This window comes from Trichocoleus sp. ST-U1 (genome assembly GCF_039961835.1).
In the GTDB taxonomy this organism is placed as follows: Bacteria; Cyanobacteriota; Cyanobacteriia; order Cyanobacteriales; family FACHB-T130; genus FACHB-T130.
Genome location: NZ_JAMPJZ010000010.1, coordinates 1 through 13,830, shown reverse-complemented (window position 1 = coordinate 13,830; position 13,830 = coordinate 1). Strand labels below are relative to the sequence as shown.

12 protein-coding genes and 1 pseudogene are annotated in these 13,830 nt (G+C 49.0%); 2 read left to right on the top strand and 11 right to left on the bottom strand.

Translation table 11 applies throughout. The features are described 5' to 3' along the window. Positions 1-40: 40 nt before the first annotated feature. The 6 genes from infB to NDA06_RS05975 all read right to left on the bottom strand — a co-directional run bounded on the left by infB (position 41) and on the right by NDA06_RS05975 (position 7,713). A complete protein-coding gene (gene infB / locus NDA06_RS06000) occupies positions 41-3,103 on the bottom strand; it encodes a translation initiation factor IF-2 (RefSeq protein WP_190984522.1) in 3,063 nt (1,020 codons plus the stop codon). Positions 3,104-3,378: 275 nt separating this feature from the next. Further along, on the bottom strand, positions 3,379-3,723 hold the full coding sequence (locus NDA06_RS05995; protein WP_190427456.1) for a YlxR family protein: 345 nt from the start codon (positions 3,721-3,723) through the stop codon (positions 3,379-3,381). A 49-nt stretch (positions 3,724-3,772) separates the two neighbouring features. Beyond that, a complete protein-coding gene (gene nusA, locus NDA06_RS05990; RefSeq protein ID WP_190984523.1) occupies positions 3,773-5,101 on the bottom strand; it encodes a transcription termination factor NusA in 1,329 nt (442 codons plus the stop codon). Between the two features lie 118 nt (positions 5,102-5,219). Continuing rightward, the gene (gene rimP / locus NDA06_RS05985) at positions 5,220-5,681 is read right to left on the bottom strand and encodes a ribosome maturation factor RimP (RefSeq protein ID WP_190413346.1); all 462 of its coding nucleotides are present in this window, start codon (positions 5,679-5,681) and stop codon (positions 5,220-5,222) included. Between the two features lie 107 nt (positions 5,682-5,788). Further along, positions 5,789-6,007 (bottom strand): hypothetical protein, encoded by a 219-nt coding sequence (locus NDA06_RS05980; RefSeq protein ID WP_190413348.1) that lies wholly within the window; start codon positions 6,005-6,007, stop codon positions 5,789-5,791. A gap of 290 nt (positions 6,008-6,297) precedes the next feature. Continuing rightward, entirely contained in the window at positions 6,298-7,713 is a 1,416-nt protein-coding gene (locus tag NDA06_RS05975) for a hypothetical protein (RefSeq protein WP_190984524.1), read from the bottom strand. Positions 7,714-8,097: 384 nt separating this feature from the next. Here NDA06_RS05975 and NDA06_RS05970 point away from each other — a divergent pair, with 384 nt between their 5' ends. Continuing rightward, positions 8,098-8,799 (top strand): peptidoglycan-binding protein, encoded by a 702-nt coding sequence (locus tag NDA06_RS05970; protein WP_190435587.1) that lies wholly within the window; start codon positions 8,098-8,100, stop codon positions 8,797-8,799. A 164-nt stretch (positions 8,800-8,963) separates the two neighbouring features. Here NDA06_RS05970 and NDA06_RS05965 read toward each other — a convergent pair whose 3' ends face one another. Next, positions 8,964-9,854, bottom strand: coding sequence for a hypothetical protein (locus tag NDA06_RS05965; RefSeq protein ID WP_190984525.1), 891 nt, complete (start codon positions 9,852-9,854; stop codon positions 8,964-8,966). 178 nt (positions 9,855-10,032) lie between these two features. Next, on the bottom strand, positions 10,033-11,424 hold the full coding sequence (locus NDA06_RS05960; protein WP_190529953.1) for a malic enzyme-like NAD(P)-binding protein: 1,392 nt from the start codon (positions 11,422-11,424) through the stop codon (positions 10,033-10,035). 152 nt (positions 11,425-11,576) lie between these two features. Between NDA06_RS05960 and NDA06_RS05955 the strand changes: the two genes are divergently transcribed. Next, positions 11,577-12,011, top strand: a complete 435-nt coding sequence (locus NDA06_RS05955; RefSeq protein WP_190413358.1) for an SRPBCC domain-containing protein — start codon at positions 11,577-11,579, stop codon at positions 12,009-12,011. A gap of 388 nt (positions 12,012-12,399) precedes the next feature. Here the strand turns inward: NDA06_RS05955 and NDA06_RS05950 are convergent, their stop codons facing one another. The 3 genes and pseudogenes from NDA06_RS05950 to NDA06_RS05940 form a co-directional block, all read right to left on the bottom strand. Further along, entirely contained in the window at positions 12,400-13,146 is a 747-nt protein-coding gene (locus NDA06_RS05950) for a DUF6816 family protein (RefSeq protein WP_190413362.1), read from the bottom strand. A gap of 86 nt (positions 13,147-13,232) precedes the next feature. Then, entirely contained in the window at positions 13,233-13,640 is a 408-nt protein-coding gene (locus tag NDA06_RS05945) for a ChuX/HutX family heme-like substrate-binding protein (protein WP_190984526.1), read from the bottom strand. Between the two features lie 90 nt (positions 13,641-13,730). Beyond that, positions 13,731-13,830 (bottom strand): annotated as a pseudogene (locus NDA06_RS05940) (IS5/IS1182 family transposase); the annotation flags it as partial.

The window sequence follows — 13,830 nt, the reverse complement described above, 5'->3', positions numbered from 1 at the left end:
CTTTTTTCTTTCTTTTGACTTTTGCCTTTTGAGTTTTGCCTTAATTTGGCGAGAGAGTACGGCGCTTGCTTACCATTTGGTAAGCTTCGATAATGTCGCCTTCTACCCAGGCATTGAAACGATCGACTCCGATGCCGCATTCGTATCCAGCATTGACTTCCTTGGCATCTTCCTTCATCCGCTTGAGGGAATCTAAGACGCCATCATGAACTATCTGACTGTTGCGGCGTACCCGCACTCGGCAGTTACGAACCACTTTACCCGACAGCACATAGCAACCAGCGACGGAGCCACGACCGACTGGGAAGACAGCCCGGACTTCGACTTGACCCAGAGGCTCTTCCACCTGCTCCGGTTCTAGCAGACCTTCCATTGCGCCTTGAATATCATCTAACAGTTTGTAGATGATGTTGTATTCGCGCACATCGACTCCTGCTTGATCCGCTGCTTGCCGCGCACCACTGGCAAGGGTGGTATTAAATCCAACAATTACAGCGCCACTGGCAGCCGCTAAGTCAACGTCTGTCTCGGTGACTTCTCCAGGAGCCGCTAACAGCACCCGAACTTGTACCTCATTTTGTGGCAGCTGTCCGAGCGCGCCCAGAAGAGCTTCTACGGAACCTTGAACGTCTGCCTTCAGAATCAAGTTGAGTTCTTTGAGATCGCCTTCCTGCGCTTGAGCTGAGAGGGTATTCAAAGTGACTCGGCGGGATGCCATGACCTGTTGCAGGCGTGACTGGCGTTGCTCGTCGGCTCTGACACTTGCGATCGCGCGACCTTCTTTTTCGTTTGGATAGACTTCAAACTCATCGCCAGCCGCTGGGACATCGCTCAAGCCCAACACTTCCACCGCGAACGATGGTGCCGCTGCCGTTACCCGATCTCCCCGGTCGTCGATCATCGCCCGGACTTTGCCCAATACTGAGCCAACTACCAGGACATCACCAACTCGCAACGTACCATTTTGCACCAGCAAGGTAGCAACTGGGCCTCTCGACTTATCTAGATTGGCTTCAATTACCGTACCCTTAGCTGCGCGGTCTGGGTTTGCAGAGAGTTCTAAAACTTCGGCCTGGATCAAAATCATTTCCAGCAGGGTATCCAAGTTTTCCCCTTTGATGGCGCTCACGGGAACCATGATGGTATCGCCGCCCCATTCTTCGGGTTGCAGACCGTACTGGGTCAACTCTTGCTTCACGCGGTCTTGCTGGGCATCCGGTTTATCAACTTTGTTGATCGCCACAACAATTGGCACCTCAGCGGCTTTCGCGTGGCTAATTGCTTCAATTGTCTGAGGTTGGACGCCATCATCGGCGGCAACTACCAGAATAGCGATGTCGGTGACTCGCGTTCCCCTCGCCCGCATTGCTGTAAAGGCTTCGTGACCGGGAGTGTCCAGGAACACAACTTGCTGAGTTTTTCCTTCATATTCCACATCCACATGGTAGGCACCAATGTGCTGAGTAATTCCCCCAGCTTCTCCCTGCGCTACCTTGGTTTTGCGGATGGAATCGAGCAGAGTTGTTTTCCCGTGGTCTACGTGACCCATAATCGTCACCACTGGCGGACGGCGTTGCAGGTGATCGAGGTCTTCCTCTGTCACCATCTCCGTTACTTTTGTCGCCGCAGCTTGTTCTTCTTGCGTCTCCACTTCTACGCCCAGTTCTTTCGCCACCATTGTGATGGTTGGGATATCTAGGGTTTGGGTGATATTGATCGCAAAGCCTTTAAAGAACAGAGTTTTGATAATCTCTGTTTCCTGAACTGCTAAGGCCGTAGCCAGTTCTTGAACGGTCATACTGCCCGTTAACACCAGATTTTCCGGACGTTCTGCTTTAGCAGCAGGTTCGCGACGGCGATCGCGATCGTTGCTTTGCCCTTCGCCGCGCTGCATTTGAGGCTTCCGCTTCTCTCTTTCCGCTGCCACCACGACTGGGCTGGCTGGACGAGCTTTCTGCTGCTTGGGAGGACGAGCTACAGATAGACTCACCTGTAATGCTGCTGGCAATTCCTCTAAATCCGTGTCAAAGTCTTCGTCGTCATCAATGAGGGGTTGAACCCGACGCTTGGCTTTAGCACCTGCCTTGCCTGCTTTATCTGGGTTTTCTTCTTCCTCATCTTCCCACTCAGGTTTTCGCTTATTGGGACCAACGAGACGGGGGGGATTCGGTTTTCTTGCCTCTTCTCCCAGAGTATCGGGCGTTCCCAAACCTTCATCATTTTCGTCCCGTAGTAGCTTCGAGCGACTGGAACCCGGTTCTAGTTGCGTGTCACCAGCACCGCCTGGGCGTCTACCAACGGGCATGGATGGTCGCACCGGCCTTTGGGGGGGCGAGTGCAGTTCTGGAACTCGGGGTGGAGCTGGGGGGGCAGGTCGCTCCGTTCTGACGGGGGCAGGAGGAGCCGAGGCGTTAGTTCTTTCGGGTGCCCCGCTCGCTGGTCCTACTCTTTGGGGCGCGCTGACGGGAGAGCTAATAGGTGTTTCTACCTTGGCACGTTTTAATACAGGCCGCTCCACATTACTTGGCCCAGGACGCTCCCCTGCTTGTCGCATGGGAGGTTCAACCAGATGGGGAGCTGGTTCAACAGCTTTCGGAGCTGGAATAGGAGGAGCCTCTACTGGGTCTACCTGTAGTTTTTCTGCTTCTACTACTTCTACTACAGGAGGATTATCCCGCTGGCTAGGACGCACTGGTTTATTCAGACTTGTCGGCTTCATGGGTGATGGCGTCTGCTGTCTTACTGGTGGTTGGGGAGGAATCGCAACCTGTTCTCCCGGCTGTTGTGGTGCGTTAGAACCAGACCCAGATTTATGCTGACGAATCTCCAGAATTTGCGGCTTGTTTTCTAGCCGGGGTCGCACCGATTGAGCGGCTGGCGATGCTGTTTTACGTTGATCCATTGGAGCCCGCGCACGTGAAGCTGGTCGGGCTGCTGCTTGTTTTTCTGCCGCCGAGCGAATACTCTCCGCCTCCGATTCAGTTATTGTGCTGCTGTGGCTCTTGACTGCAATATTGAGCCGCTCACAAATTCCTAGAATATCCTTATTCTCCAAATCCAATTCCCGCGATAACTCGTAAATTCTTACTTTGCCGTTGTTCATCCAGTCTTTCCCCTCGAATCCTACCAGTTTTTACACCATAACCATCTGCTTGAACGACAACTTGTTGATCATTTGCTTACTGCCTAATGGGTGTGAAGCTTTAACTTGCTGCCTATACTTCTACTAATGATATCCAAGCTACTTATGGGAAGTCTGTTTATCACCAAGTAAATTCCCTATCCCTAAGGATAGTGAAACACTTCTATTTCTAATTTTGCACAAATCTTTACAATTTGGGGCACGTCGCTTTTTTTGGGCTTCTTTCCTACAATATCTCATTCGGACGGCTGTTTTAGGTCTGATGCGGATGGGAGGCAACGTTCTTGAGGGCTGGATTCGCTTCTTGACAAGGAGCGATCGCAGCCTTCAAGTTTAGTAGCTAGGCGCTGCCACAGGGTTTGGTACAGTGCTTCTGGAACAGGTACTTTGAGCACTCTGCCCAGCCTATTTTTTTTTTGAGCTGCTACCAGACAACTTTCTTGGGGACAAAGATAGGCAGATCGCCCCATCCCCCGATCTAATTGTAACTGCTGGGACGGATAGACTCTGACAATTCGCCAAAACGCCGATTTTGGCGCGACTTGGCGGCAACTCACACAACGGCGGTAGTTTGGTTCCATCTCAAGCAATGGGGAGTGTAGATTTTGGATTGAAGATTTAATCTCAAATCTAAACTTCCGTGGTTTCTACCTCATCTACCTCTACATCATCAAAATCATCACTGTCCTGCTGCCAGCTAGGAACGGCTGCGGATCTTTCCAGTTCTTCGAGTTCATCGTCTGCATCGTCATACTCAGCTTCCTCCTGGGCTTGCCGAGCGGCTGCGATCGCTGCCATGTTCCGAGATTCCGCTTCGTAATCGTACTTGGCAATATCTTTAATATCAATTTTCCAACCAGTCAGACGGGCTGCTAGACGGACATTCTGACCTTCTTTACCAATCGCCAAACTTAGTTGATCCTCCGCCACCAAAACATGAGCCTGACGAGCATCTGGGTTAATCAGACGCACCTCATCCACTCGTGCGGGCGAGAGAGCATTGGAAATATAAGTAGATGGGTCGGGCGACCAACGAATTACATCAATTTTTTCGCCACGTAATTCATTCACTACCACTTGAATCCGCGATCCTCTGGCACCAATACAAGCTCCGACGGGGTCCACATCGCGCTCCAGGGTATCGACCGCGATTTTAGTTCGCGGGCCAACGTGACGAGACGGAGGATTTGCTTCCCGCGCCACTGCTACAATCCGCACCACCTCATCCTCAATCTCTGGGACTTCGTTGGCAAAGAGATAAACGACTAAACCTGCGGCAGCTCTAGACACTAGCAATTGTGGCCCCCGCGCTGGGCCTTCGCGTACTTTTTTGAGAAATACCTTGAAGGTTGCATTGGCACGGTAATTATCGTTGGGTAGCTGTTCCCGTTTCGGTAAGTCGGCTTCTACTTCTGGCTGACTAAACCCACTACTGACAGCTAAAATCACGGATTGCCGCTCAAATCTCAGTACCCGCGCCTGCAAAACGGTTCCTTCCAGTTCTTGGAACTCTTCTGCGACGAGTTTGCGCTGCTGATCTCGCAGTTTTTGCGATAGCACTTGCTTGGTCTGAATTGCTGCCATGCGACCGAACTCAGTTTGATCGGGGGTTACATCTAAAACCACCGTGTCGCCAATCGCTGCTTCAGGCGCGACTTTCTGCACTTCTTCTAGACCAATTTCATGATCGCCACTACTCACCTTTTCAACGATGGTCTTGGTCGCCAAAACGCGGAAGCCTTCTTCTCCTTCTTGTTCTAGGTCGAGTTCGACTTCAAAGTTTTGAAAGTACTCTTCATCAAAATGATGCTTGTCGAGGTTCTGGGTACGACGATATCGCTCGTATCCTTTCAATAAAGCTTCTCGTAGGGCTGCTTGTACGGCACTTTTGGGTAAATTGCGCTCTACACTAATTTTATCGATTAGCTCTTTAAGTCCGCGTAGACTAACCATTGACATAAAAAAACCTCGCTAATTGCTATTGGTAATTGGTAACTGGTAATTGGTAATCGGTCAGTGGTCAAGAGGCAACTTCCTTGCGAACCACTGAGGACTAACTACTAAGCTGACAGCTCAATTACCGTTTTTCATCCAGCTGCACTCGGCTGACCATTTGGCGGGGAATGGCGATCGCTCGACCTTTCTGGTTGAGGTAAACACCCTCTTCATCCCGACGAATCAGTTGCCCTGTCCACTCTTGCTGACCTTCGTAGGGTTCGGATGTGGTGACAATTACGGGAAATCCCTTGAAGGAGATGAATTCCCGATCTGTCGTCAACTGACGCGAAATACCGGGACTAGAAATTTCCAGGACATAGGCATCAGGAATGAAATCCGCTGCATCCAAAGCAGCCTCCAATGCCCGACTCATTCGTTCGCAGTCATCCAGCCCTGTGTCAGCGTTGCAATTCCGGATGTCCACGCGTAGCACGGGTGGGCGTTGGTTGGTGTGAAAAACCGCCCCGACTACTTCCAAGTCCAAGGCTTCTGCCACTGGCGCTGCTAAATCAATAATTTGTGGAATCAGGGGATGAGTCATTGGAAAACTCCAATAAAAAAAGTGGGTGCTGCCCCACTTCCTGCGAACACTATATTCCAAGAAGTCTCTGGACGAATCCTGATGGATTCGCCTTCCTAACTTTGAGTTTAACTCAAGCGGTATGCCAGTGGCGAGTCGTCAACCGAGCGCTGAGGGAAGATAAGAAAAAAGAGATAGGCACCGATGCTCGGTGCCTGAAGGGCTAGGAAAATTGGACTGAGGATTATTAACGTAGGCGCGTGCAAGCGCGGGATGAAGACTCTGTAGAAGAACAATTTTTCTTCTGGGTGGCGGCGCGATCGCGATCGGAAACTCTCTAGAAACATCTATGAAAGAATGCTAGAAATTGAGATTGGTAGAGAATGTCTGAAAAATTGGTTATGACACTCCTTATCTATCGGGAATTTGGCGTTTTTGCGACAATCTATCAAAATTTGTGGCAGGTAGTTTACTAAATAAATAATCCTTCCCAGATGCCAATACTACTGTTCAAACATCTTCGTATTCAAGCTCAACAGTCTCGGTCTTCTCCTAGCACAAGCCAAGACTAAATTTGAATCCTAAATAAGGAGTTCAAGTTAGAGATGGATATCAGCAATTGACATACAAATTCAAATTATTGCTTGACAATCTGACGGATCGCCCGTGTTTCTTCTAACACTTGCTCCAAATCTTGCTCGGACAAGCGTTGGACGTAGTTGAGTTTCATTTCCTCCAACATATCGAAAAGTAAAGATTGAATTTTCTGAGCAGTCTGCTGTCTTTGCACCTCCGATCCTAAGGCTTCAGTGAAGTGTTCTATCAGATGTTTGGAAAGTTCTGCGCCAACCGGATCGTCTTCCAGAGAGGCGGTGAGGGTGTTGTAGGCTGCAAGTGAGATTTCTTTGACCAATTTTTCAGTTATCTGTGTGGGGATAGTACCCACTCCAGGTACTTGCTGGACTCCCCGATAGAGGGGAGATTGGCTGAGAATTTTTTCAATGTTGTGCTGTAGAATTGCCTCTAAATCTGGCTGAATTTTTGGTAACACTTGATTGACAGTTACTTTCATCAATAAGGTAGCGATCGCTTCCACTTCATTTACATTGTTGATGTCAACATAAGGACGAGCCTCCCGTCCTGATAACCACCGAGTCAGTTCTCCGCCGCGAATCGACCCTTGTAGCTGGTTGATTACCCGGATCACAATGACTTCTGCCAATTCTTCTGCAAAGTTTGCCGCAAATCCTCGGTTAATTTGTACCCGTATTGATTCTAAGTTTAATAATTGTGCTTGGTGTAGGCGCATGAAAACTGAAATGACGCGCAGCCACCGCCAAAAAGGTAGCAGCAAGAAAATATCATACCAGCGCCACATCATTGCTTCGAGCCAAGTGAGACTATGGTGACGTCGGTGGATATAGTAGGTACGAAGCAGAAACTCAATGCCAAAGGGAATGATAAACCAGAGATCGATTTTCCAGAAGTAGTCAACGAAATTACCTGTTTCCCCAACTGGGCGAAAATAATTTCTTGCCATCAAAGGCTGAATTTCTTGGTTATAAAAGGTAATTTCTTTTTCCACGCCAGCTTGGGATAAATAAGGCAGACTCCAAAAGGTGCTAAAAGATTGTTTGGCAGAGTCGTTGCCAACGCGCTGACGCATCCGATTTTTGATTTTTTCCAGAGTCCCTGTCTTATTCGCCTCTGCAAACGGGTTTGTCTCAATCATTTCCACACTTTGTTGGCGCAGTTCCTCCAGTAAAGTTGCCACCTCTGGCGACTGCAATCCTTCTGTCTGTTGCAGCTGTGCTTTGAGTTTTTCTACTGTCTCTAGGTACTGCTGTGTTTCTCGATGGGGTTCAATGCCTTTGATGGGGTCATAGATTCGGGTAATGCTGCGAAATTCCCGCAGGTAGAAATCGCGCAGCGGAATGTAAGTTAAGTCGAACAGCACTAAGCCCAAGTTAGCCACTGCCAAAAGTGCCATCACACGTTCAAACCACAAGTTCCGGCGGGATTGGGGAGTCTTTGCCAATTTTTGAGGTGACATGGAAAGGAAGATGAGGTAATTGGTAATCGGGAATCGGTAATGGAAAAAAAGGGAATGGCGAAAAAGCTGCTACCTACTACCTAGCTAGCATCCATTACAATTTTCAATTACCAATTATCAGCTTGACAGACCCTCTGAAGCTTCAGTCATATTTGATACCACTAATTGTTCACCAATTGCTGATGTTGCCTTCAAAATAGAAGGATTCTATTGGATATCAGCACGCTGAAAGGTCGAACCCGGTAGCGCACGCGACGCGATCGCAATTAGCTGTTATGGCGATCGCTTGCGAAAAATAAACGGTAGAATGCTCAATTCAGCTTAAACTGTAACTGTTCAAATCGCTATCGCGCTTAATCAGTGAGTGAGTGAGGAGATTGAGCTATGTGGAATAGGTTTGGAATGCCTTTAGCTGCGGTGATAACCATAACCGCCAGCTTAGTTAGTTATCAAGTAGCTATAGCCGAACGCAGCCGCGATTACACGCCAAGGGAATTTCGTTCCTTGTTGCGCGGCTTTGGGTATAACGTCACGATTGGAGATACTCTGACGGATGAAGCCACGATAAGGGCTATCCGCGAGTTTCAGCAGGGATATAAGCTAACACCTGTTGATGCTACAGCGGGGCCGAAGACACAGGATTATGCCGCAAATATCGTTAGAATTCTTCAGGCAAACTTGAATCTTGTCGTTAAGCCAAATCCGCCCCTTCCCCGTAACCAGTTTTATGGTCCGCGCACTGAAGATGCTATCAGGCAGTTTCAGAGACAATTTAATTTGCCGGTAACTGGCATTGCTACGTTACCAGTTCGTCAGAGACTCGACCAAGAAGCAAGAAGAATCCTCGGATTTGAACAGCAATCGCCAGCGCCAGCGACAACACCAACACCCCAATCAGCGCCAGAACCAACACTAGCGCCATCGCCAACACCGAGTCCCGCGCCAACGCCCCGCGCCACCCCAACGCCGAGTCCGAGTCCATCGCCATCCCCAAGACCAAGTCCTAGTCCTAGCCCATCGCCAAGACCAACGCCGAGTCCAAGTCCATCCCCGGCTCCCAGCCCAAAACCATCGCCTTCAAGCTGATAAATCTTTAAGGTGCTGTGGGTCTAAATCGCATAGCGATCGCGCTGAGTTGGCAATGGATAATCGGTCAGTAGTTAGGAGTCATTACTTGAAGGACTTATGACTACTGACTACTGACGATGATCGCAGCCTCAACTCCTGGGAAAATTCAATCTCAGGACAGCTTAAGACTTAGCATTCTCTGGGATGGGTCTGCCCTTAGGCGCTGGGGGTAAAACTGGGGGACGTTCGTAGGGCATGGGAATGTACTGCACGCTTGGACGTCCTCCTTGGGGCTGCGGATAGAAATCCATCAGGTTATAGATTGACATTGGCAGCCCTACCGTTATCGGCATACCAAGTTCTGTGGCTTCTTCGACCGTAATCGGATAGTCATGGGTGACGCGCCCTGTAGTGATAGCGTCCACAATCCGTTCGATGTTTTCGGGAGCAATTTTCGGTTGGGGAATATTGTCTTTCAAGAGGGTTCGGACAAAGCGCTGTACCTGATCCATCGCTTTGCGCGAGAGGTCTGCCATGATGATCGTGTTGTCGTCGATTTCGCTAATTGGCTTCTGTTCGATGACTTTGAGGACACTCGCCGCTGCCATATTTCCCAACTGGGGATCGACTGGCCCTAAGACAGCGTTGGCATCCATGACGATTTCATCAGATGCTAAAGCTAACATGGTGCCGCCGCTCATGGCGTAGTGGGGTACAAACACGGTGACTTTGGAAGGGTGGCGAATTAACGCTCGAGCAATCTGCTCGGTTGCTAGCACTAAACCACCTGGGGTATGCAAGATTAGATCGATGGGAACTTCGGGAGGTGTGAGGCGAATTGCCCGTAGCACCTGTTCTGAATCTTCAATGCTAATGTAGCGCGAGATGGGAATTCCTAAGAAACTAATCGATTCTTGCCGGTGAATTAGCAAAATCACTCGACTATTGCGCGATCGCTCGAAATTCCGCAAGGCTTGCACTCGCTGAAAAGCCAAGCGGCGTTGTTGGAAGGCGGGCAAGATCGAGCTGACAGCCAGAAATACCCAGAAGAGGTCAAAGAAACTAAAGCTCATTATTCCCTAGCAAGAACGCAGTATTCCCCCTTATTCTTCCAATATCTAGAAAATTGAAACTCTATCTGTAGAGCAAACTATTTCAAAGATGAAAATGGGGAGTCGATTGTTGGTCGCTTCCCCACTTTCCGGTTCCAGACGCGATACGATTGCGCCTGGAACCAGCTGCTTTTCTCGCTTAGTGGCGGGCGATGCCTTCTTGACGGGCGGCGGCTTGCACGGCACCGGCGACGGCATTGACAACGCGCGGGTCGAACACGGAGGGAATGATGTTTTCCCGGTCGAGGTCGGAGGGTTTGACTAAAGAAGCGATCGCGTAAGCGGCTTCTAGATACATCGTGGTGGTAATGGTCTCTGCACGACAATCGAGCGCCCCGCGAAAAACGCCAGGGAAGGCGAGGACATTGTTAATTTGATTCGGGTAGTCGCTGCGTCCGGTTGCCATGACCGCGACATCTTCTGTGACTAATTCCGGCTGAATTTCAGGAATAGGATTCGCCATTGCAAAGACAATCGGATCTTTTGCCATCGAACGCACCATTTCCGGCGTTACAACTCCAGGCGCACTGACGCCTAAGAAGACATCAGATTGTTGCATGGCATCTGCCAAGTTACCGCTGGCTTCGACAGCAAATTCTTGCTTTTCCGGGGTGAGGTCGGTGCGTTGGCTGGAGAGAATGCCTTTAGAATCGCACATCCAGATGGATTGGGCACCCGCTTTCTTGAGCAAACGAGCGATCGCAACCCCAGCAGCACCCGCCCCATTAATCACAATTCGGACATCCGCTAAGGATTTTTTCACTAATTTGAGGGCGTTAATCAATGCGGCAAGGCTAACAATTGCGGTGCCATGTTGATCGTCGTGAAACACAGGAATATCGAGTTCCTGCCGCAGTCGCGCTTCAATCTCAAAACAACGAGGGGCAGCAATATCTTCCAAGTTAACGCCGCCAAAGACTGGGGCAAGATTTTTTACCGTGCGGATAATTTCATCTGTATCTTGGGTATCCAGGCAAATCGGAAAGGCATCAATCCCGGCAAATTCTTTAAATAACATCGCTTTGCCTTCCATCACCGGCAACGATGCGGCTGCGCCCAAGTTGCCCAATCCTAGTACAGCACTGCCATCGGTAACAATCGCAACCGTGTTTTGTTTAATCGTGAGAGTGTGAACCTGTTCCGGGTCAGATGCGATCGCCATACAGATGCGACCGACGCCGGGAGTGTAAGCCATTGCTAAATCGGCTTGACTTTTCAGCGGAATCTTACTCTGCATCGCGATTTTGCCGCCGCGGTGCAAGTTAAAGGTGCAGTCGTAGACATCTATCACCTTGACATCTGGCAACCCTTTCACGGCTTGCACAATTTGTTCGGTGTGTTCGGTACTGGCGGCATCGACGGTGATTTCTCGCACCACGATATTGCGAGTCCGCTCGATTAAACTAATTTGACCGATGTTACCGCCGACACTAGCGATCGCGGTGGTGATGCTTGCTAACATCCCAGTGCGATTGGGAATCTGGAGGCGAATCGTTAAACTGAAGCTAGAGTTGGGTGTTAGGTTGACCATGCTGACTAAGGATTTTAGATTTAAGATGATAGATTTTGGATTGGGAATCTAAAATCCTTTCCTCCAAAATCCAAAATTGTTCGCTCCTAGCCTAAAGGAGCTGCAAGTTTCCAATTGTACCCAGTTACACTACCGGATTAGCTGCCGCGATAATGGCGAGTCTCTATACCGAAATTGAAATTAATGCTCCTAAGCAGGAAGTTTGGCAGGTTCTGTTGAAAAAAGAAAAGTGGTACAAGTGGAACACTTTTTTATTTGACCTCGATCCAACGGTGCCATTTAAGCAGGGGGAAGAAGTTTTACTCTCTGTGCGGCGCGTACCGGGTGAGGAGGAAACAGAGTTTCAGCCGTTGATTACTAGAGTGCAGTCTGGACTTTGCCTCGCTTGGGTTTCCTCGATTCCTGGCTTTAAGAATGAGTATGTCTTTGAGTTGCAAGAGATTGGTATTGGACGGACTAAATACTTCCACCGCAACACGTTCTCAGGGGTGCTGACTCGTGTATTTATGCCCTTCATTCGGGATGATGAGCAGCAAGGCATCAAGCGGATGGCGCGGGAGTTGAAGCGTTATGTGGAACGGATGTAAATTCTGGGAACACCTTGCCTTGGCAATTAAAAATTGCAGCTATATAAACTCAGTCCTCCGTCACGGACTGATGAAATTAAAACCCGCGCACCATCCGGGTTTTGTCTATATAGCCGTAGCTTCTACTCGCTGGGGCAACTCGGTTACAAAAACTGTTACCAGCCCTTTTCTATAAGTTCCTGCCGAATAAGATTGTTTTAAGATAAGACTCCTTCAGAAGCCGTGGAACTCCAACTCCCACGGTTTTTTACTTTATATAAGGTGCGGACTTCTCGAAAGCAAAGAAGTAGGGCTAGATTAGGCAAGCAATTGTCTAGCTTGCTTGTGGAGCCGTCTACCCATGCACCCCGATCTGAAGTCACGTAGAGACGCCATTTATCGCGTTTGGCTATTGAACGGGCAAAAGTTGTAGTTGATAGCGATAAAGTGCGACGGGTCGATCGACAGCTTTGAAATAGTCTGGATCTTGAGGCGAGAGGTAAATTGCTGTTACTTGATCGGCTTCGATGGATGAGTGAATCCGGTGATAAGCAGTTGTGGTTTCCACTGTATTGAAATACGGCTGAGGGGTGCCGCGAAAGACTTGCTGAGACACTTCTGTGGCAATAAATCGATCTGGGGCGAGTGTTTCGGTGCCTCGACTCGTGACAATTGAGACTAGCTGGCGATCGCCTCGCAGTAAAGTCACCTGACGATTGGGAGAATTGGGATCGACTTTGACCGAGAGGATCGCGCGATCGCCTAAATATGCCTTCCCGATACTCAACCCATTAAACGCCCGATCTGCCACTACCAGATGATTTTTGCCTTTTGTAGAGACAGCTATCGCGTCTTGATTTTTGAATCGCACTGGGAAACTAACAGGCTGATTCAGCTGGCGACGATTGCTTTCAAACCCTGGCGTCACAATTTCTGGCGCTAAGGGTGCCACTAAATCCACTAATGTACTGGTGACGTTCCAAGTACCTTCCATCCAGTCAGGATAAACTAGGTCACCCTTCGCGGCGCTGACGAGTGGTTTACTGTCCCAGTGAGGAAACTGCGCCAAACGGTCAGCTAAAACCCCCGCCTGCGCTTCCCCTCCCCATAGCAGCAACCCCAAAATTAGGAAACAACTCCAAAAGACTCGTTGCATCACGGTAAACGTGGGTTTGTTTGTAGGTTTAGATAGCTTTTAAACACAGAAATATTCTCAATTTACCGGGTTTTCAAGCATGTTTACTACACCGAATCAACGGGTACTGGTTCCCAAACTTCTCCATATTTCTCCTGAAGAGACTGCCATGCTTCTACTTGTCCTGGTTCGTATTCTCCTGGTTTTCCCCACTGGAGAAATGCGCTCAAGGCGGGTTCATTTTTTTCATCCAAAAAGCGAATAGCATAGGTAGTAAAGTTACCGCGTTTTGATTCGCCTGTCTCAAATTTTACCTGCTTGATAGCATCCATATTCAGATGAAACTCGAATATGTCGGCGTGCATATTAGCGTACTTACCTTTAGGTAATTCTGCATAAAACACCTTTTTCAGCGGACTGCGTACTTCCAAAACAGCAGCACTGCTGGTCACAATCAGACGCAGTGTTCCTAAATTTTCGCAGGATTCTAAAAATTCTTTCAGATTAGCTTTCATGGTAAATTTGAATGTTGAAAAAGTAAATCTTTGCTAACATTAATGTGACATTAGGATGACTAATTTTCTAATTAATTCTAGGGCGTGTCATCAATTCAACCAGATGACCGTAGCAGCGAGGTGAATCGCACCGAGAAAGTTAACCGCACGCTTGTCGTAGCGCGTTGCAATCGCTCGATACTGCTTGAGT

Bases quoted from the DNA above. Each gene is read 5' to 3' on its own strand.
- NDA06_RS05970 (WP_190435587.1), top strand. From the start codon at position 8,098: ATGTGGAATAGGTTTGGAATGCCTTTAGCTGCGGTGATAACCATAACC.
- infB (WP_190984522.1), bottom strand. From the start codon at position 3,103: ATGAACAACGGCAAAGTAAGAATTTACGAGTTATCGCGGGAATTGGAT.
- NDA06_RS05995 (WP_190427456.1), bottom strand. From the start codon at position 3,723: ATGGAACCAAACTACCGCCGTTGTGTGAGTTGCCGCCAAGTCGCGCCA.
- NDA06_RS05950 (WP_190413362.1), bottom strand. From the start codon at position 13,146: ATGCAACGAGTCTTTTGGAGTTGTTTCCTAATTTTGGGGTTGCTGCTA.
- NDA06_RS05975 (WP_190984524.1), bottom strand. From the start codon at position 7,713: ATGTCACCTCAAAAATTGGCAAAGACTCCCCAATCCCGCCGGAACTTG.
- nusA (WP_190984523.1), bottom strand. From the start codon at position 5,101: ATGTCAATGGTTAGTCTACGCGGACTTAAAGAGCTAATCGATAAAATT.
- NDA06_RS05960 (WP_190529953.1), bottom strand. From the start codon at position 11,424: ATGGTCAACCTAACACCCAACTCTAGCTTCAGTTTAACGATTCGCCTC.
- rimP (WP_190413346.1), bottom strand. From the start codon at position 5,681: ATGACTCATCCCCTGATTCCACAAATTATTGATTTAGCAGCGCCAGTG.
- NDA06_RS05980 (WP_190413348.1), bottom strand. From the start codon at position 6,007: ATGTTTCTAGAGAGTTTCCGATCGCGATCGCGCCGCCACCCAGAAGAA.
- NDA06_RS05955 (WP_190413358.1), top strand. From the start codon at position 11,577: ATGGCGAGTCTCTATACCGAAATTGAAATTAATGCTCCTAAGCAGGAA.
- NDA06_RS05945 (WP_190984526.1), bottom strand. From the start codon at position 13,640: ATGAAAGCTAATCTGAAAGAATTTTTAGAATCCTGCGAAAATTTAGGA.
- NDA06_RS05965 (WP_190984525.1), bottom strand. From the start codon at position 9,854: ATGAGCTTTAGTTTCTTTGACCTCTTCTGGGTATTTCTGGCTGTCAGC.